Source organism: Cryptosporangium minutisporangium (genome assembly GCF_039536245.1).
Classification (GTDB): domain Bacteria; phylum Actinomycetota; class Actinomycetes; order Mycobacteriales; family Cryptosporangiaceae; genus Cryptosporangium; species Cryptosporangium minutisporangium.
This window is the reverse complement of record NZ_BAAAYN010000047.1, coordinates 58,219-79,762: the sequence shown is the minus strand read 5'-3', so window position 1 is coordinate 79,762 and position 21,544 is coordinate 58,219. Positions and strand designations below refer to the sequence as shown.

Genomic DNA, 21,544 nt, shown 5'->3' with positions numbered 1-21,544 from the left:
CGTACACGGTCGAAAGCGATGGCCTACTGTCCCACCGCATGCAGAGTTTCGCCCGGAGCATGCAGTGGCTCTTCACCGTGGTCGGTCTCTTGTTCCTGGTGGTCGCGGGCGGCAACGCGATCTTCGGCGAGAGCGGAAACGGCAGCTCGGTGGAGATCGTGTGCTCGCCCAGCAGCACGACGAACACCTGTAACGGCTCGATCTACGGGATCCGCGACCGCGTCGAGAACCAGACCGTCGCCACGGTGGGGGTCGGCCTGCTGCTGGTCGCCTGTGTGATGGCGGTGACGGCCGGCGCGGCGCGGGCGCCGGTACCCCGCTACGCGGTTCCGCCCGGTGGCCCGTACCCGTCCGGCGGCCTTCCGCCGGACGGGCAGGCCGGCCCGGCCGCGGGCTACCCGCCCGCGCAGTACCCGCCGCCACCCGGGGCGCCGCGGTAGCGGGCCGCCAGAGACGCGTACGCCCGCCACCCCCCGGGGGGTAGCGGGCGTACGCGTGGGGTCAGGCGGCGTTCGAGAGGTCCTTCACGGCCGTCTTCGGGTCGCCGTCGGCGGCGTTGGCCAGCTCCGGCACCAGGACGTCGAGCGCGTACAGCAGCGCGTCCGGACCGCTGTAGGACAGCGCACCGGCCAGGTGCGTGTCGAAGCTGGTGTAGAGGGTGCGGTCCTCGCTGACGACCTTCAGCCGGGCGAACACCGGCCGCTTGAGCATGTCGGCCTTGGTCGCGCCGTTGACGAACAGGATGTCCTTGTCGAGGACGTCCAGCCGCTCTTCGCTGAGCTCGTCCTTCTCCTGCTGCGCCGAGAACCCGAGCGCGTCGAAGAGCGCGCGTCGCGGGTCCTTCGCGCCGATCAGCCAGTGCGCACCGTTCTCCGGCCCGTAGTCCACGACGAGCGTCTTGCCGACGAACTCCGGGTGCTCCTGCTTCGCCTTGGCGATCGCGTCCTGGACTTCCTTCACCCGGGCCTTCGCCTCGTCCTCCAGGCCCAGCGCCTTACCCGTGGTGAGCGTCTGCACGTCCCACGGCGTCTGCTCGTCCGCGTAGTCCTTGGACTGGATCACGGTCGGTGCGATCGCCGCGAGCTTGTCGTAGGTCTCCTTGTTGATCGTCTCGTAGATCGCCAGGATCAGATCCGGCTTCTGCTTGATGATCGCCTCGAAGTTGATCTCCGCCGAGAACGTCGGCAGGGTCTTGCCGCTCGCCGCCTCCTTGACCCACGGATAGGTCGAGTAGTCGTCGAACCACGCCCGGGTGGCGACCGGGACGACGCCCAGCGCGAGCACGTAGTCCTGGTCGTTCCAGCCGACGGTGACGACCCGGGTCGGCTTCTTCTCGATCGTCGTCGAGCCGAACTTGTGCTCGATCGTCACGGGGAAGTTCGCCGACGCCGAGGCGGAGGAGGAGCCGGTGGGCTCGTCGTCCTCGGACGAGCAGGCGGCCAGCCCGGTGGCGAGCAGCAGACCGGCGGCGACGCCGGCGAGCGCGCGTAACCAACGCGGTCTGGGAGAGAACGGGCCAGGGCGAGTCATCTGCGCTCCTTGTCGTGACGGGACCCCGACGTGCACCGCAGCCGGCGTCGTGCACGGCCGGCAAGCGGACTGAGGTTAGCATTACCTAAATCAGCCGTACACGGTCTGGCCAACGGCGGTACCGCTGCGAAAACGTCACACTCTGGACCGGTTAGGTCGGCCCCGGAGGGCCCGATAGCGTGACGAAGGCCGCTGCGGCGGCGCAATTTCTTAGGGTAGGCTAACCTCGTTTTCGGCTGGTCATCGGTGCTGCGATGGCCAGCCGCGTGCTGCCCGCTGTTGTTCAGCTCCGGTCCGGGCGCCCCGGCCGGTTCCCGACCGGGAGGACCAATCCATGCTGCGGACGCTCCTCGGTGGCAAGATCCATCGCGCCACCGTGACCCAGGCGAACCTGCACTACGTCGGCTCGATCACGATCGACCGCACGCTGATGGACGCCGCGGGGCTGGTCGAAGGGGAGCAGGTCCACGTCGTCGACATCGACAACGGGGCGCGCCTGATCACCTACGTCATCGAAGGTCCGGCCGGCTCCGGCGTGATCGGCATCAACGGCGCGGCCGCCCGCCTGGTGTCACCGGGCGACCTGGTGATCATCCTGTCGTTCGTTCAGCTGGACGCCGCCGAACTGGAGAGTTACGCCGCGCGGATCGTCCACGTCGACGCCGACAACCGCATCGTCGCCCTGGGCAACGACCCGGCCGAACCGGTGCCCGGTGCGCCGGACCAGATCCCCGGCAATGAACTGGCGCCCCTGCGCTGACATTCGTCCCGCATCGGTCGTAATGGGCCAGACACCGTACGAGGTGTCGTGAAACACTTCCGCCGAGTGACGACGGTCGGGGGTGCGGGTGACCCAACTGCGGATCCAGGTGTTCGGCCGCGTCGACCTGGTGATGGACGGTGAGCCCCGGCAGATCGCGCGCCAGGAGGCCACGGTGCTGGCGACGCTGGTGGCCGCCGGTGGGCCGGTTCGCCGTGATCAGCTGGTCGACGCCGTCTGGGCGGACGCCGACGTGCCGCGCGGCGACGGCCTCTCCCCCGTCGTCGCCCGGCTCCGCAAGCGGCTGGCCGACGGCGGCCTGGACATCACGTACTCCCGGGACCGTCGGACCTACGAGCTGGTCGGCCCGCTCGGCGCCGGAGCGGCGTCGACGGTGGACGCAGTGCGGTTCGGGCACCACGTCGCCGAGGGGGATCGGCTGGTCGCGCACGGCCGGGATCTCGACGCGCTGGACGCCTACCGCGCGGCGGTGCGGGAGTGGACCGACGCCCCGTTCGCGCTCCTCGGTGACGAGCTGCCCGAGCCCTGCCTGCGGATGGCCGTCACCCTGGAACGTCGGCGCGCGGATCTCGTCGCACACCTGGCCGAGGTCGGCCTCCGGCTCGGCGACTACGACGTGCTCGGGGACCACCCCGTCGCCCGCGGGGCGGAGGACGCCGACTCCGTCTGGCTGGCACGGTTCCTCGCGACGCTGCGCGAGGCCGGCGGCCCGGCCGCGGAGACGCTGATCGACGAGCGGCGCGCGGTCCACGGCTACGACGACCTGGCCACCCGCGCGTTCGATCTGCTCTCGCTGCACGAGTTCGGCTTCGACGTCCACCGGCCGCTGCGCATCGAGCCCCGGCCGGGGGAGCCCGGCACACCCGCTCGCCTGGTCGGGCGGGACGCCGAGCGCAGCGCGCTGGACGGCGTCCTCGACGCGGTCGGGTCGGGTCGGCCCGCGGCGCTGACCATCACCGGCGTGGGTGGAGTCGGCAAGACCCGACTGGTCGCCGAGCTGGGCCGGCTCGCCGACCGCCGAGGCGTCGCCGCGGTCAGCGTGACCTGCTACGCGTCCGGTGACCTCCAGCCGTGGCGCCTGCTCGCGGGCGCGCTCTGGGCGCGTATCCGCCGCGACTCGTCCACCGGCCCCGGTCCGCTCGACCGCGGCACTCTCGCGGCCTTCCTCTCGACCACCAGCCTGTCGGCGCGGGCCGACGCGGAGAGGCATCCCGGCCAGCTGACGGCCGCGGTCTGCGCACTGCTCCGACGGGCCGCCCGCTCGCGCGGCCTGATCGTCGGGTTCGACAACGCCGACCTGCTCAGCCCACGCGCGCTGGAGCTCCTCGACGACGTCCGTGCCTCGCTCGGCGACGTCGGGGTGGGCTTCGTCCTCTCCGGCCGGGACGACGGCGCCTGGCGGGAGTGGTGCGGCGGGGACCACCGGGGTGCCGGAACCGCGCTGCGCCTCGGGGTCCTCAGCGCGGACGGCGTGCGGGAGTGGCTGACCGAGGTGCTCGGCCGGGAGCCCAGCGAGGACGAGACGCTCGCCGCCTACCGGGCGACCGGCGGCCTGCCGATCCGCCTCGGTGATCTGGTCGTGGCCGCCGCCCGCGACCCGGCGGTGGTGGAGCCGGCGATCGGCGTCGCCGCGACGGTCTCGGGTGATCCCGCGGCGGAGCGCCGGGCCGGGCGACTCGCGGACTGGCTGGCCGCGGCCGCGATCACCAGCCTCGACGAAGAGATCGACACCGGACTCGTCGCCGAGATGCTCGGGCTGGCCCCGGCCGAGGCGGACCGCAGGCAGGCGGCCGCGGTGGAGAGCCGGGCGATCGAGGGCCACGGGCCGGTCCGGTTCCGGCACGCGCTCTGGCGCGAAGAGGTGCTCACCGTGCTGGAGCAGCAGCCCGCGCTGGCCCGGCAGCTGCATCGCCGGGCGTTCGAGGTGCTCGACGCCCGCAGCAGGTCGGCCGGCGTCCTGGACCAGATGCTCTCGGTCCGGATCGCTCATCACGCCCGCGCGGCCGCGGTCGAGCTCACCGACGAGCAGGTCGCGATCGCCTGCCTGGCCGCGGCCCGGGCCGAACAGCGCACGTACGCGCCGAAGGCCGCGATGGTCTGGGCCGAGGAGGGTCTCCGGCGCCGCTGCGCACCCCGGACGCGCTCCGCGCTGCTGGTGACGCTCGGCGACGCCCGCAACGACACCGGCTACATGGACGAGGCGGGCCGTGACTACCTGGCCGCCTACGAGGTCGCGGAGGGGCACCCCCGGTTGCGCGCCGTGGCCGCGGTCAAGATGGCGCGACGGTGGTCGGATCCCGGCCGGGTCGACGTCCAGCTCACCCAGATCCTGCGCACGTGCCTCGACGAGCTGACCGCCGGAGCGCAACCGGCCGACGACGAGGTTGCGGCCCTGGTCGGACAGTTACGGGCGCACCTCGCGCACAAGACCGCGATGGGCGTGAACGAGGTCTCGCCGGACGGCCGGACCGGCGCCGACCTGGCGAAGGCTGCGCTCGCCGACGTCTCGCCGTCGTGGGATCCGGCGATCCGGTGCGAGATCCTCACCGAGTGCCGCTGGGGGCTCTACGACACGCTGCCGCCGAGTGAGCTGGTCACGCTGGCCGGGCGGCTCTACGGGACCAGCGTCCGGGCGAAGTCGGCGCACTTCCGCAGCGAGGCCCTGGTCGCGCTGGCGATCGACCGGATGCGGCTGGGCCGGATCGGCGACACACTCGCGGCGGTGGACGAGTACCGGCAGCACGTCCAGTTCAACCGCAGCCCGCTCAACGTCTGGCAGCTGGGCGTGTTGGAGACGCTCCTGGACCTGTGGCGTGGCCGGTTCGACGCGGCGGAGGCGCGCATCCTCGGGGAGTCGCTGCGCACCGTGCAGGAGCTGGAGAGTTCGCAGACGCTGCCGGTCAGCACGCTCCGGCAGACGTGGATGGGGCAGGCGTACTGGCTGCGCTACGAGCAGGGACGGATGGAGGAGCTGTTCGCGCTCGGGCTCGCCGACCAGATGGACCAGCACGGCTTCTTCCCGATCTGGCAGGCCGCGCTGGTGCTCGCCCACGCCGAGACCGACCGCCACGACCGCGCCGCTGATCTGCTCGCGGCGATGGTCGCCGAGACCCAGGACCTGGCCGCGTTACCACCGCACGGCTGGGCCACGCCGACGCTCGGCATCCTCGCGGAGGCGTGCGCACGCCTCGCCGAGGGTCCGGCGGCCGGCCCGGAGCTGACCGCGATCGGCGCTCGGCTGTACGCGCTGCTCACCCGCCACCTCGACGAGGTGCTCCTCGCCGGGTGGCCGACGGTGCTGATCGGACCCGCGGCGCGATTCGCCGGGGCACTCTCGCTCGTCGCCGGGGAACCGGACGAGGCACTGGACCAGCTCGGTGTCGCCACCAGGCTGGTGTCGGCAGCGGCGCCCCAGCTCGCCCGCGTCCGCCTCGACCGCGCACGGGCGTATCTGCTCCGCGACGGCCCGGGCGATCGCGACGACGCGGCGGCCCTGCTGCGCAAGGTTCTGGTCTCCGCGGACAACCTGGGCATGGCGAACGTGTCCGCTCGCGCCCGGTCGTTGCTCGGCCAGGTCTCGTAGGCGTTCGACGCAGGCGACTCCTCTCCACCCGATGGGGCGCGACGAGGGCCCGCGGCGCCCCCTCCTCCGCCGCGAGCCCCGGTACTCGCCGGGTGCGGACCAGTGTGGGCGGTCACCCTTGCACCGCCCTTGCACGCGGCCAACGGTGACCCGCGGCGCCCGTGCCGGCCCGCGGCGCCTCGCGTCGGCTCGGGGACTTACGTCGGCTCGGGGACTCGCGGAATCCGGGATCAGACCCGGAAGCCCCGCACGGACTCGCTCAGCGCGCCGGCCGTCAGCGCGAGTTCCCGCGCGGCTTCGGCGGCCTGCGCGGCGCTCGCGTTCGACTCCACCGCGGTGATCGCCGCGCTCATCTGCTCGCTGGCCGCGGCGACCGTGTTGACGCCGGAGGCCACCTGGTTCGCCGCCTAGGCGCTCTGCGAGCCGGCGGCGGTGTCCGTCGCTCCGGACTCGATCCGGGTCGCGACCGCGGACAACTCCTGCGAGGCGGCGGTGACCCGTCCGGCCTGGCGGAGTACCTCGGCGACGCTGCTGCGCATCGAGGCGAGGGTGCGACGCAGACCGCGGGCCATCGTCCCGACCTCGTCGCGGGTGCCGGGGTCGGGAATCGTCGTGGTCAGGTCGCCCTCGGAGACCCGGTCGAGCGCCGACCCGACCTCGCGCAGCGGGCGGCTGATGCCGCGCGCGACCCAGAGGGCCAGCGCGAACCCGATCGCGATCGCGACGACCGGCCCGGCCACCGAGATCGTGACCGCGGCCGCGTACCGGTCGTCGAGTTCGGCCGCCCGCGCCGCACCGCTGTGGTGCCGTCCAGGAGGCGGAGTCGGCCGCGCCAGCGATGCCGGCATCCCCGACGTCCTCGTTCCCATGATGCGGGCGCTTTCTCATCGCTCGAGACGGCTAGTCCGATTCCCGCTACTCCGATGCCCGATTCCCGTCCCCATGGGGGCTACGAGGGGATCGCTTCGAACGATGTGGCGCCAGGCTCGTTATCACGAGCTCGGCGCCACATCGTTCGGAGGCAGGTGTCGGCGCTGGGCGGATCCGATCCGGTCGCCTCAACACTTGCTCGTGCCGCTGATCAACATGCGATCGGCTACCGCTGCTAGCTGTCGGTGATCGGATGATGTGCGACGGCTCCGCGAGCCCGAGCTGTGAATCTCGCTCTACCATCAGCCGGATGGTCGCCAATGATCCTCCGCATCCTCCCCAGTTCGGAGAGTTCGAAGCCTGGGCCGGAGCCGGAAGGGTCGTACGCGCAACCAAGGCTGAGTTGGCGACGTGGCGGCTTCCAGAGCCGCAGAAGGCGGCATTGATCTCCAGCGGCGTGCCGATGTTCGACGAACTCGTACACGGAGTCTCGTTCCGCGCAGCACCGACGATGTACCGGCTGGCGTACTTCGACGACCAGGACGTCCACTACCGCGTGACGTGGGACTACGGCGCCGTGCCGGAGACCGGAGAAGTGCGGGAGTGGCCACCGAGCCGTCCTGGACGCTTCGTGAACTCCACGGTCAATCACTGGCTGTGCTCCCTGCAGTTGGTCGGAAGCTGGTTCGCTCACTCCAGGGTCATCAACCGCTGGGACGAGGACGCCGAGGCCGAAGATCAAGCCCTTGCAGAGATCGACGATCTACTCGACCGGATCAAAGCCGTTGACCCCGCTGCCATCGGTGACGGCAGTCATGAAACGCAGTTCTGGCCGGCAGTGCTCGGCCGTTGGCTCTACTGATCGACACCAGCCCCCACCGACGCGCCGTTCTTCCTGGCTGAACCGGGGAACAATCGCTGGGACACCCCCAGTGCCCTGCAGGGGACAACAGCGCGGATCGAGGTGTTCGTCGACGACCCGGACGCGCTGTTGAACGCTGCCGCCGCTGCGGGCGCCGATTACCACGATCCGGTGCAGAACCACCGCAGACTCTGGGGGACGCACCGGCAGGGCGGTTTCTCCGACCCCTTCGGCCATTTCAGGTTGGTGTGGATCGAGCACGGGCTCGATCGGCGGCAACGACCGGTGCGTTCGCATCCGAACACTCGCTCGTAGCCGCGAAGGGTGCCGCTGGGTCGTCGCGATCAGATGTCGGCGGAGTCTGGAACGCGTGCGCTGGGCTCGTCGGTGACGACGACTCGGTAGCCGCCTTGGCTGGTGGGTTGTGGCCAGTCGGGGCGGAGGTCCGGGCGTAGGCGGGTGATGTGTTCCAGGGCGCAGACCGCCCGTCCGTTGCGCATGCCGCGTACCTCGAAGCGCAGCGCGGCCGCGGTGCCCTTGCCGATCGGGCCGGACCGGATGTCGAAGTCTCCCGGGGCGGGTAGCCGGGTCAAGCTCTCCTTGACGCCGTCCAGCTCCACGCCGAGTCCCGCCGCAACGCTACAGCCGACGCTGCGACGAACATGGTCGCCGCAGCGACTCCGATCGCGGCGATCTGGTCGTCGACCTCGACCTAGACGCCCGGCGGCCGTAGCTGACGGGCCCCGGCGAGTGCGCCGCTGGGGAGGCGGTCGAAGAGCGAGACGGATCGCGGCCGCTGTGTCCATTCCTCACGGCGCCTCCCATGGAGGCTGTACCCCCCGGGGGCATAGCGCTTTTGTCGCCAGCTAGCGTGCTCCACTATGGCTCGTCCCGCCCGCGGATGTCTTCCGCTCGTGTTGTCGTTGCCGGCGCTGTGGGTGGCTGCCACGGTGTTCGGGTATCCGGCCATGCTGCTGATCCTTGCGGTCCGGGGGGAGCCCGACTGGTCCCGGCAGCTCGAGGAGTATCCCGAGGCATGGCCGATTGCGGCCGCCAGTCCGGTGGTCGCCTACCTGCTCGCCTGGTGGTACGGCCCACGGGGGCACGGCGGGCTCGGGATGCGCGGTGTCGCAGTCCGCGCCGCGGTATTGCTGGCTGCGGTGGTCGCCGCCGTCGTGGGGGCAAATGTTCGGGGTTTGCCGGTGACCCGGACGGTCGGCGTCGCGGTCGGCGTCGCGCTGTTCACAATTGTCTTGTTCATCGGCGGCTGGCGACTCGTCGACCGGCACTCGCCGAGGTCCGCGCTGATCCGGGCCGCGGTGTGGGGCGGGCTGAGCGTCGCCGTGGCGGTCGCCGCCGGGCCGCAGTCGTCGGGGGCCTGGGCCGGGGTCGCGCTGCTCGCCGGGTATGCCGCACTCGTTGCGCTCGGTGTGGGTGCCCTGGCAGCACGGGCGTTGCTGCGTCCCGGGACGCGCTGGCCGGGTGAGCGTCACGAACCATCCGATGCGGGCTACGGCCAAATACCGGCGCCGGGGCAGATCTGGATGGCCGAGGTTCGGTTCGTCGACAGCTACGAGTCCAAGGACCGTCCGGTGGTGGTGTTGCGGACGTGGCCGGGCTACGCGGAGGTACTGAAGAGCACCAGCCAGGACAAGTCCGGTCGCCGGGACCACATCCCTTTGCCGGTCGCCGGGTGGGACGCCGCGGCCGATCACGACAGTTGGCTGGAGCTACGACGCCACGTGGTGCCGTACCCGGCTTTCCGCCGCTACCGGGGTCCCTGTCCCCCGCAGGTCTGGCATTACGTCACTCAACTGAACCTGCCCGCGGCGTGACGTCGCCGCGCGGGCGCGGACAGCAACCCGGTTGGTCGCGGTGCCCCACCCGGTCTCGGCCAGCCGGCGGTTCACGCTCCTTGGGCCACCGCTGACTGCCGCGGCACCTGGGCATCCTCTCCAGCCGGCTGCCACAGGACAGCTCCCCACCGTGAGGCACGGTACGTCCAGGCCACGGCTGTTCCGCCGACGCAGTCGGGCTGCAATGTCCGGAAAACCGTCCGATTCGGACTCTAGGACTGTGCGCGGCCGGGAGGTCGGAGGACGTGCCTAAGGTCGGTCGTCGATGCGGAATACGGGGTACCGTTCCGCGACTCGTCGAAAGTCGCTGAGTGGCGCGGTGCGGGCCACCGGGATGTGCGGTCGGGCTCCCGGTGCGACCTCCAGATAGCGGCGGAGGATCGGCGGCCGGTCATCGATGGGGACCTCGACGAGGTGGACTACTTGTTCGCCGTTGTGGACGAGCGTTGCTGTTCCGTCGGCTGCTTGCACGTTCAGGACCCAGTTGGCTCTGGCTCCGAGCATCGAGACGAGGTAGCGGCAGCCCTCGTAGTCGGCGATGACGACGGGTACCGCAACCTTGGTGCCACTGCGTCGGCCCCGGACTTCGAGGACGGCTCCGCGGCCGGAGGTCAGCCACCCTCTGGCGTACAGCCAGGCGGAGAGGGTGTTCATCGTCCGCGCGAGCCAATGTGGCCGACCGCCGCGGTACATCCATCGTTTGGGGCGGTACCGGATCGGGCTCCGTGCCGCGTCGTCGTCGGACGAGGTGCGCTGTTCGCCTTCTGTCATGTAGCCCTCCGTAACGAACAACGGTCCATGGGTCGGGCCCTTCCGAGGGCTGGCCAGGACGGTGGTGGGCCCTGCTGGCTCGTCCACGCAGCTGAGCATCGGATATGAACGCTCCGCGGACCAGGGACTTTCGGCCCCCGACGTCCGATGCGCCTGTGGCCGCGCGTTGTCCGTGGTCGCCGTTGTATTCGTCGCGGCGCTCGGGTACCGCGCCAGCGCCGGCCGAGCTGCACCGACGCCGAGGGCACCCGATCACGGCCCGCCGTCGATCAGCGGTGCCTAGCGTCCGGACGCATCGGTTCGTTCCCGTCCGGCACCGTCCTGGGACGGCGGACTGTCGTTCGCCGGGGTGACCGGGTCCACGACGGCTGCGATGTCGGCCTGGGCGGCCGCGATGGCCTCGGGGGTCGAGGAGTGGCAGCGGCCGGCCGTGCGGAGGCGGGCGAGGAGACCGACGGCGCTCAGCGCTCGTTCGTGTTCAGGCCGTAGGCCGGAGAGGTGGACGATGGTGCCGCGCTGCTCCAGCCGGTCGACGGCGTCGCGCAGGACCAGTGCGCCGGTGGCGTCGATCGCGGTGACGCGGGACAGGCGGAGGATCACGACCGCGATGTGCGCGGTCTCGGTGAGTTCGAGCAGGAACCGGTGCGCGGCGGCGAAAAAGAGCGGACCTTCGAGCCGGTAGGCGACGATGTGCTGGCGGAGAAGCTCGAGCTCTTCGGTCCGGTGGTCGGTGCTGTCGAGCGGCATTTCCCGGACGGTGGCGGCGCGGGCGACGCTGCGCAGCGCGAGCGCGCCGGCCACGACCAGACCGAGCAGGACGGCCTTCACCACGTCCAGCGCGAGCGTGACGGTTCCGGTGAGTGCCATGACGACCGCGTCGGAGCGGGAAGCCTTCGCCATGACCGTGAGGGATCCGACTTCGATCATGCGGACGGCGGTGGCCAGCAGTACTCCGGCGAGCGCAGCCAGCGGGATCTGCGCAACCAGTGGGGCGGCCACCAGCATGACTCCGGCGAGGACGAGCGCGTGGGTGAGGGCGGCCAGCCGGGAGGAGGCGCCGGATCGGACGTTGACCGCGGTTCGGGCGATCGCGGCGGTGGCCGGTACGCCGCCGAACAGGGGAGCGGCGAGGTTGGCCAGCCCTTGGCCGAAGAGTTCCCGGTCAGGGTTGTGCCGGGAGCCGACCGTCATGCCGTCCGCGACGGTGGCCGAGAGCAGGCTCTCGATGGCCGCCAGCGCGGCGACCGCGACCGCCGCGGCGAGCAGACCGGAGTCGGCGGTCAGGTGGAAGAAGGACAGGGAGGGCGCCGGAAGGGTCGCCGGTAGCGCGCCGATCAGTACGACGTCCAACTGCGCCGCAGTAGTGAGGACGGTCGCCGCCGCCACGGCCAGCAGCGAGAACGGAATGCTGGGACGCCACCGGGCACCGATCAGCATGGTGAGCGCCACCCCGGCCGACAGGCCGATCGCCGGCCAGTGCGGATGAGCAGCGAAGCTCATCACTGCGTGCACCGCCGCTGCGGTGACGTTCGTCCCGCTACCGCCGTCCGTCCCGAGTGCCACGGGTACCTGCTGGAGGAAGATCACCGCCGCGATCCCGACGGTGAAGCCCTCCACGACCGGGGCGGGCACGTACCGCATGTATCGTCCGACGCGGAGCAGCCCCAACACCATCAGCAGGAGCCCGGCCAGCACTCCCACGGTGAGGACGCCCGGCGCACCGTAGGTGGCGACGATCGGGACGAGGACGACGGTCATCGCGCCGGTCGGCCCGGAAACTTGCAGGTTCGATCCACCGAAGATCGCCGCGACCGCGCCGGCCACGATCGCGGTGGCCAGACCCGCTGCCGCTCCCAAACCGGAGGCGACACCGAAACCCAGCGCCAGGGGGAGCGCCACGACCGCGACGGTGACCCCGGCCACGAGGTCCCGGCCGGGTCGACGCCGCATCGTCGACAGATCCGCACGCTCGGGCAGGACACCGCGCCAGGCGCGTCCGACCTGCCGAAGCGCGACCACCGCCGAGGTGGTCACCGATTGCTCGCCGCGTCACCGGAGGGAGCGGGCGGAGCCTCGATCTCTGCTCCGCGGAGCTCATCCAGTAGCTCGACCCGGTCGGTGATCATCTCGGTGAGGATGCGTCGGGCGGCCCGCATCAAGTCGGCGACGTCCGGCCCGGCCAGCGAGTAGGTGACGGTGGCGCCTTCCCGCGAGGAAACGACGATGCCGGCACGGCGGAGCACGGCCAGCTGCTGGGACAGGCTGGAGGGCTCGATGTCGATCTCGGCCAGCAGGTCTCGCACGGGGCGAGGGCCCTGGCCGAGCAGCTCGAGCACCCGGATGCGGACGGGATGGCCCAGCATGCGGAAGAACTCGGCCTTGGCCTGGTAGAGCGGAACCGGCACCATGCCTCCCGGGGGTCCACGACTTGAGCAATTGAAGAACTTTTCAACTCCAAAAGTCCAGTCGACGCGACTCGCGGTGATCGACGGCACAGCGGCCGCGTCCGCCTGAACGTGACATGGGCCGCTGTGCGCGGCTCTGGGTCCGCTGCCGGGGGCCCGAGGTCAGGTCAGCCGGCGACCACGTCCCGGCGCGTGGCGCCGACGAGGCCCAGCACGACACCGACCAGGGCCACCGCGAGCAGCAGCGCGAGGCCGCCGTAGTAGGGATCCGGGCCGGCGATGTCCGGGACGTGCTGGAAGATGCCGGCGTCGCGGACCGCACGAGGAATGCCGAGCAACTCCCCGAGCAGCGCGAGGACGCCGCTGGCGGCGAGCGGCACCCAGGCCAGCCAGACGAGCCGCGGTCGGCATCCGACGAGCAGCGCCGCGACCGCGGCCATCACCATCGCGGCGGGCCACTGGCCGAGCGTGTACCCGAGCGCGCGGGTCGCGACCGACGAGCCAGTGAAGACGCTCGGCGCGATCAGCGCGCCGAGCAGGCCGGTCGCCGTGAGCACGATCGCGGCGCCGAGTGCGGTGGCGCCCAGCTGCGCGGCGAGCGGCACCCACCGGCGCACACCGGCCGTGAGTATCAGAGCGGTGCGGCCCGCGGTCTCGTCACGGTCGTAGCGAGACACCGAGAGCACCGAGTAGGCGCAGACGACCAAGCCGACGACCGTGCCGGAGTAGGCGAAGTAGCCGGCGACGGGGTCGGCGGTACCCAGTTGGGAGCCGAGGAAGCCATCGAGCTCCTGGTCTCGGCTCTGCTCGACGACCCCGGAGCCCATCGCGGAGAACAGGGTCCCGAGGCTGGCCACGCCGACCGTCCAGATCAGAATCGAGCGGCGGTCGAGCCGAGCGGCCAGGCCGAGGCTGCTGCGGACGTGCAGGCGGCTGGTTCTGAGCGGAGGTGCGGGGACGAGGCCGGCGCCGTATTCACGGCGGGCGGCGAGGGCCGTGCCGAGCCGGGCCAACGCGGCCGAGGCGAGTAGCGCCACGAGCAGCACCCACCACCGGTTATCGGTGAACGGCCGGACGGTCGCGCGCAGGCCCAGCGGGGAGAACCAGTTCAGCCACCTGAGGTCCTGGCTGTCGGCGATCGCGCGCACGGCGAACGCGAGCCCAACCGCGGCCAGGCCCAGCGCCCGGGCGCCGCCGGCTGCCGGCGCGACTTGAGCCAGGACCACCGCTCCAGTACCGACTAGCAGGAACGTGGCGCCGAGTACCGCCCCGAACGCGGCAGCGCCCGACGAAGTGACCGCGTCGACCCCGCCCAGGGCGCCGACGAGGGCCACCGCGGTAGCCGATCCGACGGCCAGGACGGACGCCACCCCGACGAGCACGACGAGCGCGGCCCGCAGCGGCGTCCGCGGATCGGTTCCGGTCGAGCGGACCAGCTCCAGCGTCCCGTCGTCCTCCGTCGCCCGGGTGGCCGCGACGGCGACCAGGACGGCGGCGATCGCGGCCAGGATCGTCGTGATCGCCCCGACCTCCCAGGCGAACATCTGGGCGACCGTCCCTGGCTCCGGCAGCTCCCCGTACATCAGCGTGCTGGCCGCGTTCTCCCGGGCCAGCTCGGCGGCGGCCTGCCGCTGGGCGTCGGTCGCGTAGGTGTCCTGATAGGCCGTCACCGTCGCGCCGGTCAGCACGACCAGCAGCAGCGGCCAGGCGCTGAGCAGCAGCCGGTGTCGACGGACCAGCAAGCGGAGGTAGGTCATCGCGCGGCCGCTCGGTAGTGGCGCAGGAACAGGTCTTCGAGGCTCGCCGGGGCGCAGGTGATGTCCTCGGCGCGGGCTCGGGCGAGCGCCCCCAGGACGTCGGGCACGTGTTGCCGCGGCACGCTGAGCCGTAGCGTGCCGTCGGCCGCCGGCGCCGTGTCGACCCCGGACGCGGCGAGTTCGGCGGCGAGCGCGGTCAGCTGACCGTTCGTGGGCCGGGCCGAGATCACCGAGGCCGCCAGGTGCCGCATGTCCGTCAGCCGCCCGGACTCGACGAGGCGCCCGTCCTTGATGATCGTCACCGACTCGCAGACCGCTTCGACCTCGGCGAGGATGTGGCTGGAGAGCAGGACCGCGCGACCGGCGTTCGCTGCCTCCCGGGCGCACCGCTGGAAGACCTCCTCCATCAAGGGATCGAGGCCCGAGGTCGGTTCGTCGAGGATGAGTAGTTCGGTCGGGGCCGCGAACGCGGCGACCAGCACGACCTTCTGCCGGTTGCCCTTGGAGTAGGCGTGGACGTGCTTGCGGGTGTCGAGCGCGAAGTCGTCGATCAGCCGACGTTCGGTGGCGGCGTCGCGGCGTCCCCGTAACCCGGCGAGGGCGTCGAGCACTTCCTGGCCGGTCAGATTCGGCCACAAGTTGACCTCGCCGGGCACATAGGACAGCCGACGCGTCACCTCGGCTGCTTGTGTGGCCGGGTCGAGGTCGAAGACCCGGACCCGGCCCGCGTCCGGCCGGTACAGGCCGAGGAGCAGCCGAATCGTGGTCGACTTGCCCGCCCCATTGGGGCCGAGGAAGCCATGTACAGCGCCCGGCGCGACACGCAGGTCCAGCCCGTCAACGGCTGCGAAGCGCCCGAAGCGCTTGACCAGCCCGTCCACGGCTATCGGGGGAGGCAGAGACATCGCGGACCAGCTCTCTTTCGGTGCCGTGCAGCGGTGGGGGAGGAACCTGCGCCCGACGAGGAGCGGCGCACGGTAGTAGCGTCCGAGTCTCAGGATAGCGAACTCGAAACTTGGAATATTGTGTTTCATGTCTGAGGAAGAACTGCACCCCCTAGCCACTGGGCCGACCCGCCGCCGCCGTCGGCTGAGCGACGAGGAGACCGCACGTAGGGTCCTCGACGCGGCCCTCGCGATGGTGCATCGCAGCGGGCTGACCGTTGGCCTCGACCACATCAGCTTCGAAGACGTGATCCGCGAAGCCGGTGTGTCCCGGACCGCGGCGTACCGCCGATGGCCCTACAAGGACCTGTTCTTCGGCGACCTGCTGCGGGCACTGGCCAGCGGGGCCGCACCAGCGGCCGCGGTGAGCGCCGAGACCAGCCGAGCGCTGATCGCCTCGGTCGTCGCTGACCGTTCGGGCGACCTCTCGTCGCCGGAGGGCCGGCGCGACCTGGTGAGCGAACTGATCCGGCTGGGCGCCGCCAGCGACCAGCAGGCGATCCGCGAGTCCCCGGAGTGGCGTACGTACCTGGCACTGCAGGCGACGTTCCTCAGCCTTCCGCTGGGGGCGCTGCGGGACGAGATCCACGCCGCGCTGGGCCGCTCGGAACAGGGCTTCGTCGACCGGATCGCGCAGGGCTGGCAGAGCCTGGCCGAGTTGCTGGGATTCCGCCTGCGGCCGGAGTCCGGCGGTGACTACACGGTGATCGCGACGCTGGCCAGCGGCCAGGTTCGCGGTCTCGCGTTGATGGAGCTCTCGCACCCCGATCTGGTCAACCGGCGGAGCACCGGGAACCCGACCGGGGCGAGCACCGCTGCCGACTGGTCCTTGGCGGGTCTCGGTGCCGCGAGCATCGCGATGACGTTCCTCGAACCGGACCCCGACGTCGTGTGGGACGACGCCCGCCTGGCCGAGCTGCGGCAACTGCTCGAGGGGGTGCCGATGATCGAGCGCGCTCCCGATTCCGCCCCGAGGTCTGACTAGCTCCACAAACGGCGCTCCGCCCAACGAGCAGTGCGCGGCCCCGAACTCGTTCGCCTATCGCGACGCGCATCGTCGGATCGACGCTACTGAGGTCTCCACGAGATTTAGTCATACGTCCGGGGACGTAGTTGTGGATACGTAGGGACAGCGAAGACGACAGCTTGTCGACCTCGACAGGATGAGGCGTCCCGTTGCCGGGCCGCTGTGCAGCTAAGGGCCTGGCCCCACGAGTGGAAGGAAGGAATTCCGATGGGCTCAGTTCTGACGCACGCGGTGGTGTCGGTCGACGGCTACATCGCAGACGCCTCCGACGACATCGGCCCGCTGTTCGACTGGTATTACAACGGCGACACGCCGCTGCGGAGCAAACAAGGCTTCGGTAGCAAGGTCTCGCGGGTGTCGGCGGAGTACACCCAGCCGATGTGGGACGACATCGGCACGACGGTGATCGGCCGCCATCTGTTCGACATCACGAATGGTTGGGAGGCCACGCCTCCGGCGGGCGAGCACGTGGTCGTCGTGTCACGCCGGCCGCGACCGGAGGGGTGGCACCCGGAGGCATCGCACTACCACTTCATCGACGACGTGGCGGCAGCGATCGCGAAGGCCAAGGATCTGGCCGGTGACCGCACGGTTGCGGTGTCGGCTGGCGACGTCGCCGGTCAGGCCATGGCTCTCGGTCTGGTGGACGAGGTCGCGATGGACGTCGTACCGGTGGTCTTCGGTTCCGGGAAGCGATACTTCGGGTCGCTGGACAGCCAATGCCTCCTCGAGGATCCGCATGTGGTGATCAGGGGAGACCGGGTGCTCCACCTGCGTTACCTGGTGCGTCGTTAGTGCGGTGACCACTCGGGTCGCCGGTTCGGGCGCCTTGTGTCCGCACGACCAGCCGGCACAGCGAACGGCTCGCCCGTCGCGACGCTCGGGCTCATCGCACCCGATGTCGGCGGTGGACGAGTGGCGAGCCGAGACGCGATCAGCATGCTGCTGCGGTCTCCGATCCGGACGTGTTTCTGACGTCGCCGACGCTCGGGTGCGAAGGTCCCGCCGGGACGTGCCGGTCGACTCTGGCCCGTCGCATGGGTGAGGCGCTATGCCTGAGGTGGCGGGCGAGCGGCCGGAACCGCCGGCCGGTCCGAACGCCAGGAGGTGTGTCATGGCGACAGCGATGGGTTCCGCGGACGCGGTGATGAGCGTTACCACCATGCCAACGACCGAGAGTGTCTGGCATGCGGTGAACCGGGCGTCGTTTGCGGTCCTGAGTCACGTGACGCCGAGCGGGCGGCCGCGGTCGAGCGGTGTCGTCTACACGGTAGAGGACGGCCGGCTGTACACGGTGGTCGGTGCGGACAGTTGGAAGGCCAAGCACATTCCGTTGCACGGACGGGTGGCGGTGACGGTGCCGATCCGCCGCGGCGGCCTGCTTGCGCTGCTCTTCCCGATTCCGCCTGCGACGGTGAGCTTCCAAGCCGACGCGATCGTCCATCCGGCTGGGCCGCTCGGCGCACTACCAGTGCCGGAGCGGCTGAGCTCGCTCCTGCCGCCCGATGCGCAGCGCGTCAGCCGGGTGATCGAGCTGCAGCCCGTGGGTGACTTCGTCACCTACGGCATCGGCGTCTCGCTGCGACAGATGCGGACGCCGGCGCTCGCCCGTGGACGCGCCCCGGTGAAGTGAGGACGCGGCCGGACCCCCTCGGGAAGGTTGAGAAGCTGTTCGGCTGGTCGGTCATCGACTGCGAATCGGTGTACCGGCCGGTCGACGCCGGGCCCGATGGTCTTCCCGGTTGCCTCATGCGGGCTCCGGAGTCGCGCCACCGTACGCGACCGTCTACGTCGGGGTCGACGACCTCGCCCAGGCGCTGGAGCGGGTCGTTGACTTGGGCGGCGTGGTCGTGGCGCCGCCGACCGGACCTATCACCCCGTTGGCGGGGCCGGCTGCGTCAGCCACAGTGATGGAGGTGACGCAGTTCCGCGTCGGGGCCGGGGAACAGCAGCGACTCCCGCCCGTCGTCCCACTGCACCCGATAGGGCGGTTCGCCGTCCGGGCCGGCGACCTCGATGATCTCGCCGTCGCGTATCGGATGCGCTGCACCGGGCGGACGGAGCATGATCTCGTCTCCGACATGCGCGTTCATGGCACGGTTCCTTCCGGGATGGTCGGTTGCTCGGTTCCAGCCTCCGTCCGCCGCGCTGCGTTGGTCAGAGCCGAAGGTCCCGAGGTGATACCTGTCCGGTGATCGCCGTGCGCTGATCGAGCAGTCACGGACGGAGGACCACCGGACTCGGGACCTACGGCACCTGCCGTGCGGGGGCGGCTGAAGAAGTCTGAACCCATGGACACGTCAGCCGACCTCGCGCGTACCGTGATCGACCGGGACGCTTGCCTCCGTCTGCTCGCCGGCCACCGGGTGGGACGTGTGTTGTTCACCGCCGCGGCGATGCCGGCCGCACTGCCCGTGGGGTACGTACTGGACGGAGAGGCTGTGGTCTTCCGTGCCGCACCTGGAAGTTCGTTGGCCAGAGGGGCGCACGGCCGAGTGATCGGTATCCAGGCCGACGAAATCGACCCGGAGACCGCAGCGGGTTGGACGGTGCTCGGCTTGGGCGAGGCGTACGAAATCACCGACGTCGATCAGCTCGCGGGGCTCGCGCAGCGGGCCCCGCGCTGGTCGGCCGGTGGCCTTCGACTACGGACGCTGTGCATCCCGCTGCAATGTCTGACCGGCTCGTACCTGGGCGGCGCCGACGTCGGCCCGCCGCTGACCGCTGAGGAGACGCCATGACTCCCTCGCCCGCTCCGCCGCCTCGGCCCGAGCGACCGCTCAGTGCGGCCCTCGACGAAGCAGCTACCGCCGCGCTACGGGCGCCCTCGGTGCTCAACACCCAGCCCTGGCGCTGGGTCGTCGACGAGGGGTCACTGGACCTGCGGGCCGATCCGCAACGCCGGCTTGCTGCCCTCGATCCGGAGGGCCGGATGCTGACCACGAGTTGCGGCGCGGCGCTGGAGTACGCGGTCATCGCATTGCGCGTCGAGGGATACCTCGCTCAGGTCGAGCTGCTGCCGGACGCCAGCGACCCGGACTTGCTGGCGACGATTTACCCGGCCGAGTCCCGACCGGCTGTCGCGGAGGACTACCGGCGATACCAGACGACGCTGCGGCGGCACACCGATCGGCGGCCGTTCGGCCCGGACCTGGTGACCGAGGACCAACTCGACGCGCTGGCACGGGCGGCGTCCGTCCACGGTGTGCAGGTGCACGTCGTCGAGACCGATCAAGTGCCGGTGTTGGCCGCCGCTGCCGCGTTCGCCGCGACCTTCGAACTGGCCGGTCCCGCGGAGCGGGCGGAGCTGGAGCAGTGGACTCACCGGCCGCCGGGTGCGTCCGATGGCCTTCCGGTCGACGTGACGGTGCCGGGGACCCCGCGTCCGGTGCCGTTGCGGCCGTTCGCGGAGGACGCGGAGGGACAGCTGGCCGCCGGGCCGGGTGATGACAGCGGCGCCCGGTACCTGATCCTGTGGGGTGATCAGGACGGTCGGCGGGCGTGGTTGCGGGCCGGACAGGCGCTCTCGGCAGTGCTTCTGAGCGCCGCCGAACTGGGGCTCGCCACCTCGCCGATGACCGACCTGGTCGAGGTGGCGAGTACCCGGTTGACGGTGCGGCGGCTGCTGTACTGGCAGGGCCATCCTTACGTAGTGCTGCGGGTCGGCGTAGCCGCCGCCGACCTCGGCGTGCCGGGGGCGCACCGGCGGTCGCACGACGAGGTCGTCGAGGTGGACGAGACACCGCCCGGAGCGACTCCCGCGTGAGATCGTCGAGCCCGCCGCGCACCAGCACGCCAACCTCCGGCGTCCTGGGCAGACGTCATATCCGACCGGGACTTTCGTCCCTGTCGGGAGGCAGTGGGGCGGATGAGACTGGGGCCATAAGGAGGTCAGCGATGAGCGTCCAGAAGATGGCCCCGTTCGACCGTCACCCCGCGGCACCGCAGGAGATCCCACCAGCGGACCTGGCGGTGGAGGTCACCACCGAAGGGTATTTCGCGCCCGACGTTCCGGACTACGCCCGACGCAAGGTTCGCGCTGCGGTCCGGCACTGCCCGTTCCCGATCTTGCGGGCGTCGGTGCGGCTGGTGCGGTTCGCGGATCCGGCATTGCCCCGGCCGGTGGTCTCCACGGCGCTGGTGAACGTCAACGGGCGGTTGGTGCGTGTGCAGACGACTGCGGAGTCGGCACGGGTGGGGCTTGATGCGCTGCAGCACTCGCTGCGTACGGCGATCGAGCGGCTGGATCGCCACCACACCCGGCACGGGCACGGCCGGCGTCCGGCGTTCCTCGGGGAGGCCGATGACGAGCGGGAGATCCACCCGCACGGCACCTACGCCCCGACGGCATGCACAGTGGACGAGGCGATCGCCGATCTCGAGGCCCTCGACCGCGAGTTCCACCTGTTCCACGACGTCGAGGCGGCGGAGGACTCGGTGGTGTTCCGGGGTGGGCCGAGCGGGTACCGGCTCGCGCGGGTGCGACACCGTCCGCTCGTCACCCCGCCGGCGACCGCGGTCTCGATCGAGGTCGAGGACGCGCCGCAGCTGACCGTCGAGGCAGCCGCCGAGCGTCTGCTGTACGCCGGTCAGCCGTACGTGTTCTTCGCCGATCTGGCTACTGGGCGGGGTGCCGTGCTGCACGTTCAGCGGGACGGGCACTTCGGCTTGGTCACGCTCGACTGAATATCTCTAGACCGCCGCTCCGGCGGGTCGGATGTCCCTCCGACCCGCCGGGGCGGCTCCATGCGTCAGGACGTTCTAGGCGATCTCGAAGACGGCGTCGTCCTGCCAGGCTCGTTCCGTATAGCCGACGCTGCCGAGGCGGACTGCCAAGCCGAAAGACGGAGCGCGTACTCAGGGCCGGAAGGCCCGGCTGCCCTTCGCTGGCCGGCGCACAGCAGGTCTTTGGACCCTACTCGCCGGTAACCAGCCGCCATAGCCTGGAGATGCGAACGAAGATCCATGGAGGACGGTGAGATGTCATGTTCGATTCCAGCGTCTTGGTGCCGATCACGATCTACCTCGGAGTGGTTGTCGGACTCACGGTCCTGCTGCTGCTCAGCGTTGGGGTAGGCGAAACCGTCTCCTGGATCCGCCACCGGCAGCCGGCTGTCCGTCCGGCCGCGCACCGTCCGCGCCTTCCGAGGGGCATCGC

21 protein-coding genes and 1 pseudogene are annotated in these 21,544 nt (G+C 71.0%); 12 read left to right on the top strand and 10 right to left on the bottom strand.

Annotated features, from left to right (window positions below):
- Nucleotides 1–38: 38 nt before the first annotated feature.
- The gene (locus ABEB28_RS33310) at nucleotides 39–440 is read left to right on the top strand and encodes a hypothetical protein (RefSeq protein WP_345732229.1); all 402 of its coding nucleotides are present in this window, start codon (nucleotides 39–41) and stop codon (nucleotides 438–440) included.
- 61 nt (nucleotides 441–501) lie between these two features.
- Here the strand turns inward: ABEB28_RS33310 and ABEB28_RS33305 are convergent, their stop codons facing one another.
- Nucleotides 502–1,530, bottom strand: coding sequence for an ABC transporter substrate-binding protein (locus tag ABEB28_RS33305; RefSeq protein ID WP_345732228.1), 1,029 nt, complete (start codon nucleotides 1,528–1,530; stop codon nucleotides 502–504).
- Nucleotides 1,531–1,864: 334 nt separating this feature from the next.
- Here ABEB28_RS33305 and panD point away from each other — a divergent pair, with 334 nt between their 5' ends.
- Together panD and ABEB28_RS33295 are read left to right on the top strand one after the other, a co-directional pair.
- Nucleotides 1,865–2,290 (top strand): aspartate 1-decarboxylase, encoded by a 426-nt coding sequence (gene panD, locus ABEB28_RS33300; protein WP_345732227.1) that lies wholly within the window; start codon nucleotides 1,865–1,867, stop codon nucleotides 2,288–2,290.
- Between the two features lie 88 nt (nucleotides 2,291–2,378).
- A complete protein-coding gene (locus tag ABEB28_RS33295; RefSeq protein ID WP_345732226.1) occupies nucleotides 2,379–5,894 on the top strand; it encodes an AAA family ATPase in 3,516 nt (1,171 codons plus the stop codon).
- 230 nt (nucleotides 5,895–6,124) lie between these two features.
- Here the strand turns inward: ABEB28_RS33295 and ABEB28_RS33290 are convergent, their stop codons facing one another.
- Both ABEB28_RS33290 and ABEB28_RS33285 read right to left on the bottom strand, forming a co-directional pair.
- Nucleotides 6,125–6,289, bottom strand: a complete 165-nt coding sequence (locus ABEB28_RS33290) for a hypothetical protein (protein ID WP_345732225.1) — start codon at nucleotides 6,287–6,289, stop codon at nucleotides 6,125–6,127.
- A gap of 12 nt (nucleotides 6,290–6,301) precedes the next feature.
- Nucleotides 6,302–6,742: a HAMP domain-containing protein gene (locus ABEB28_RS33285; RefSeq protein ID WP_345732224.1), complete on the bottom strand. Its 441-nt coding sequence runs from the start codon at nucleotides 6,740–6,742 to the stop codon at nucleotides 6,302–6,304.
- Between the two features lie 332 nt (nucleotides 6,743–7,074).
- Here ABEB28_RS33285 and ABEB28_RS33280 point away from each other — a divergent pair, with 332 nt between their 5' ends.
- Nucleotides 7,075–7,626: an SUKH-4 family immunity protein gene (locus tag ABEB28_RS33280; RefSeq protein ID WP_345732223.1), complete on the top strand. Its 552-nt coding sequence runs from the start codon at nucleotides 7,075–7,077 to the stop codon at nucleotides 7,624–7,626.
- Between the two features lie 102 nt (nucleotides 7,627–7,728).
- Nucleotides 7,729–7,941: a hypothetical protein gene (locus ABEB28_RS33275; RefSeq protein WP_345732222.1), complete on the top strand. Its 213-nt coding sequence runs from the start codon at nucleotides 7,729–7,731 to the stop codon at nucleotides 7,939–7,941.
- A gap of 59 nt (nucleotides 7,942–8,000) precedes the next feature.
- Here the strand turns inward: ABEB28_RS33275 and ABEB28_RS33270 are convergent.
- A pseudogene (locus ABEB28_RS33270) lies at nucleotides 8,001–8,279 on the bottom strand (diacylglycerol kinase); the annotation flags it as partial.
- Between the two features lie 228 nt (nucleotides 8,280–8,507).
- Here ABEB28_RS33270 and ABEB28_RS33265 point away from each other — a divergent pair.
- The gene (locus tag ABEB28_RS33265; protein ID WP_345732221.1) at nucleotides 8,508–9,461 is read left to right on the top strand and encodes a hypothetical protein; all 954 of its coding nucleotides are present in this window, start codon (nucleotides 8,508–8,510) and stop codon (nucleotides 9,459–9,461) included.
- 270 nt (nucleotides 9,462–9,731) lie between these two features.
- Here the strand turns inward: ABEB28_RS33265 and ABEB28_RS33260 are convergent, their stop codons facing one another.
- The 5 genes from ABEB28_RS33260 to ABEB28_RS33240 all read right to left on the bottom strand — a co-directional run bounded on the left by ABEB28_RS33260 (nucleotide 9,732) and on the right by ABEB28_RS33240 (nucleotide 15,320).
- Nucleotides 9,732–10,253 carry a nitroreductase family deazaflavin-dependent oxidoreductase gene (locus ABEB28_RS33260; protein ID WP_345732220.1) on the bottom strand — a complete coding sequence of 174 codons (522 nt, stop codon included), beginning with the start codon at nucleotides 10,251–10,253 and terminating at the stop codon, nucleotides 9,732–9,734.
- A 279-nt stretch (nucleotides 10,254–10,532) separates the two neighbouring features.
- Entirely contained in the window at nucleotides 10,533–12,203 is a 1,671-nt protein-coding gene (locus ABEB28_RS33255; protein ID WP_345732355.1) for a SulP family inorganic anion transporter, read from the bottom strand.
- 80 nt (nucleotides 12,204–12,283) lie between these two features.
- On the bottom strand, nucleotides 12,284–12,658 hold the full coding sequence (locus ABEB28_RS33250) for an ArsR/SmtB family transcription factor (RefSeq protein ID WP_345732354.1): 375 nt from the start codon (nucleotides 12,656–12,658) through the stop codon (nucleotides 12,284–12,286).
- Between the two features lie 167 nt (nucleotides 12,659–12,825).
- The gene (locus tag ABEB28_RS33245; protein ID WP_345732219.1) at nucleotides 12,826–14,415 is read right to left on the bottom strand and encodes a hypothetical protein; all 1,590 of its coding nucleotides are present in this window, start codon (nucleotides 14,413–14,415) and stop codon (nucleotides 12,826–12,828) included.
- Nucleotides 14,412–15,320, bottom strand: a complete 909-nt coding sequence (locus ABEB28_RS33240) for an ABC transporter ATP-binding protein (RefSeq protein ID WP_345732218.1) — start codon at nucleotides 15,318–15,320, stop codon at nucleotides 14,412–14,414. The genes ABEB28_RS33245 and ABEB28_RS33240 overlap by 4 nt, the downstream gene beginning before the upstream one ends.
- Before the next feature lie 127 nt (nucleotides 15,321–15,447).
- On the opposite strand from ABEB28_RS33240, the gene ABEB28_RS33235 reads away from it, so the two are divergent.
- From ABEB28_RS33235 to ABEB28_RS33225, 3 genes are all read left to right on the top strand, one after another.
- Nucleotides 15,448–16,344 (top strand): TetR/AcrR family transcriptional regulator, encoded by an 897-nt coding sequence (locus tag ABEB28_RS33235; protein ID WP_345732217.1) that lies wholly within the window; start codon nucleotides 15,448–15,450, stop codon nucleotides 16,342–16,344.
- 249 nt (nucleotides 16,345–16,593) lie between these two features.
- Complete coding sequence (locus tag ABEB28_RS33230) at nucleotides 16,594–17,181, top strand: dihydrofolate reductase family protein (protein ID WP_345732216.1); 588 nt, start codon at nucleotides 16,594–16,596, stop codon at nucleotides 17,179–17,181.
- A 367-nt stretch (nucleotides 17,182–17,548) separates the two neighbouring features.
- On the top strand, nucleotides 17,549–18,019 hold the full coding sequence (locus ABEB28_RS33225) for a pyridoxamine 5'-phosphate oxidase family protein (protein WP_345732215.1): 471 nt from the start codon (nucleotides 17,549–17,551) through the stop codon (nucleotides 18,017–18,019).
- A gap of 265 nt (nucleotides 18,020–18,284) precedes the next feature.
- Here ABEB28_RS33225 and ABEB28_RS33220 read toward each other — a convergent pair whose 3' ends face one another.
- Nucleotides 18,285–18,479 carry a DUF1918 domain-containing protein gene (locus ABEB28_RS33220; RefSeq protein WP_345732214.1) on the bottom strand — a complete coding sequence of 65 codons (195 nt, stop codon included), beginning with the start codon at nucleotides 18,477–18,479 and terminating at the stop codon, nucleotides 18,285–18,287.
- A 198-nt stretch (nucleotides 18,480–18,677) separates the two neighbouring features.
- Here ABEB28_RS33220 and ABEB28_RS33215 point away from each other — a divergent pair, with 198 nt between their 5' ends.
- From ABEB28_RS33215 to ABEB28_RS33205, 3 genes are all read left to right on the top strand, one after another.
- Nucleotides 18,678–19,127 (top strand): pyridoxamine 5'-phosphate oxidase family protein, encoded by a 450-nt coding sequence (locus ABEB28_RS33215; RefSeq protein WP_345732213.1) that lies wholly within the window; start codon nucleotides 18,678–18,680, stop codon nucleotides 19,125–19,127.
- Complete coding sequence (locus ABEB28_RS33210; RefSeq protein WP_345732212.1) at nucleotides 19,124–20,152, top strand: Acg family FMN-binding oxidoreductase; 1,029 nt, start codon at nucleotides 19,124–19,126, stop codon at nucleotides 20,150–20,152. Before ABEB28_RS33215 ends, ABEB28_RS33210 begins: the two co-directional genes overlap by 4 nt.
- Before the next feature lie 131 nt (nucleotides 20,153–20,283).
- Nucleotides 20,284–21,072, top strand: coding sequence for a sigma 54 modulation/S30EA ribosomal C-terminal domain-containing protein (locus tag ABEB28_RS33205; RefSeq protein ID WP_345732211.1), 789 nt, complete (start codon nucleotides 20,284–20,286; stop codon nucleotides 21,070–21,072).
- Nucleotides 21,073–21,544 lie beyond the last annotated feature (472 nt).

Coding starts and splice junctions, on each gene's coding strand:
- ABEB28_RS33310 (WP_345732229.1), top strand. CDS start 39: ATGCAGAGTTTCGCCCGGAGCATGCAGTGGCTCTTCACCGTGGTCGGT.
- ABEB28_RS33305 (WP_345732228.1), bottom strand. CDS start 1,530: ATGACTCGCCCTGGCCCGTTCTCTCCCAGACCGCGTTGGTTACGCGCG.
- panD (WP_345732227.1), top strand. CDS start 1,865: ATGCTGCGGACGCTCCTCGGTGGCAAGATCCATCGCGCCACCGTGACC.
- ABEB28_RS33285 (WP_345732224.1), bottom strand. CDS start 6,742: ATGCCGGCATCGCTGGCGCGGCCGACTCCGCCTCCTGGACGGCACCAC.
- ABEB28_RS33280 (WP_345732223.1), top strand. CDS start 7,075: ATGGTCGCCAATGATCCTCCGCATCCTCCCCAGTTCGGAGAGTTCGAA.
- ABEB28_RS33265 (WP_345732221.1), top strand. CDS start 8,508: ATGGCTCGTCCCGCCCGCGGATGTCTTCCGCTCGTGTTGTCGTTGCCG.
- ABEB28_RS33260 (WP_345732220.1), bottom strand. CDS start 10,253: ATGACAGAAGGCGAACAGCGCACCTCGTCCGACGACGACGCGGCACGG.
- ABEB28_RS33255 (WP_345732355.1), bottom strand. CDS start 12,203: ATGCGGCGTCGACCCGGCCGGGACCTCGTGGCCGGGGTCACCGTCGCG.
- ABEB28_RS33245 (WP_345732219.1), bottom strand. CDS start 14,415: ATGACCTACCTCCGCTTGCTGGTCCGTCGACACCGGCTGCTGCTCAGC.
- ABEB28_RS33240 (WP_345732218.1), bottom strand. CDS start 15,320: ATGTCTCTGCCTCCCCCGATAGCCGTGGACGGGCTGGTCAAGCGCTTC.
- ABEB28_RS33235 (WP_345732217.1), top strand. CDS start 15,448: ATGTCTGAGGAAGAACTGCACCCCCTAGCCACTGGGCCGACCCGCCGC.
- ABEB28_RS33230 (WP_345732216.1), top strand. CDS start 16,594: ATGGGCTCAGTTCTGACGCACGCGGTGGTGTCGGTCGACGGCTACATC.
- ABEB28_RS33225 (WP_345732215.1), top strand. CDS start 17,549: ATGCCAACGACCGAGAGTGTCTGGCATGCGGTGAACCGGGCGTCGTTT.
- ABEB28_RS33220 (WP_345732214.1), bottom strand. CDS start 18,479: ATGAACGCGCATGTCGGAGACGAGATCATGCTCCGTCCGCCCGGTGCA.
- ABEB28_RS33215 (WP_345732213.1), top strand. CDS start 18,678: ATGGACACGTCAGCCGACCTCGCGCGTACCGTGATCGACCGGGACGCT.
- ABEB28_RS33210 (WP_345732212.1), top strand. CDS start 19,124: ATGACTCCCTCGCCCGCTCCGCCGCCTCGGCCCGAGCGACCGCTCAGT.
- ABEB28_RS33205 (WP_345732211.1), top strand. CDS start 20,284: ATGAGCGTCCAGAAGATGGCCCCGTTCGACCGTCACCCCGCGGCACCG.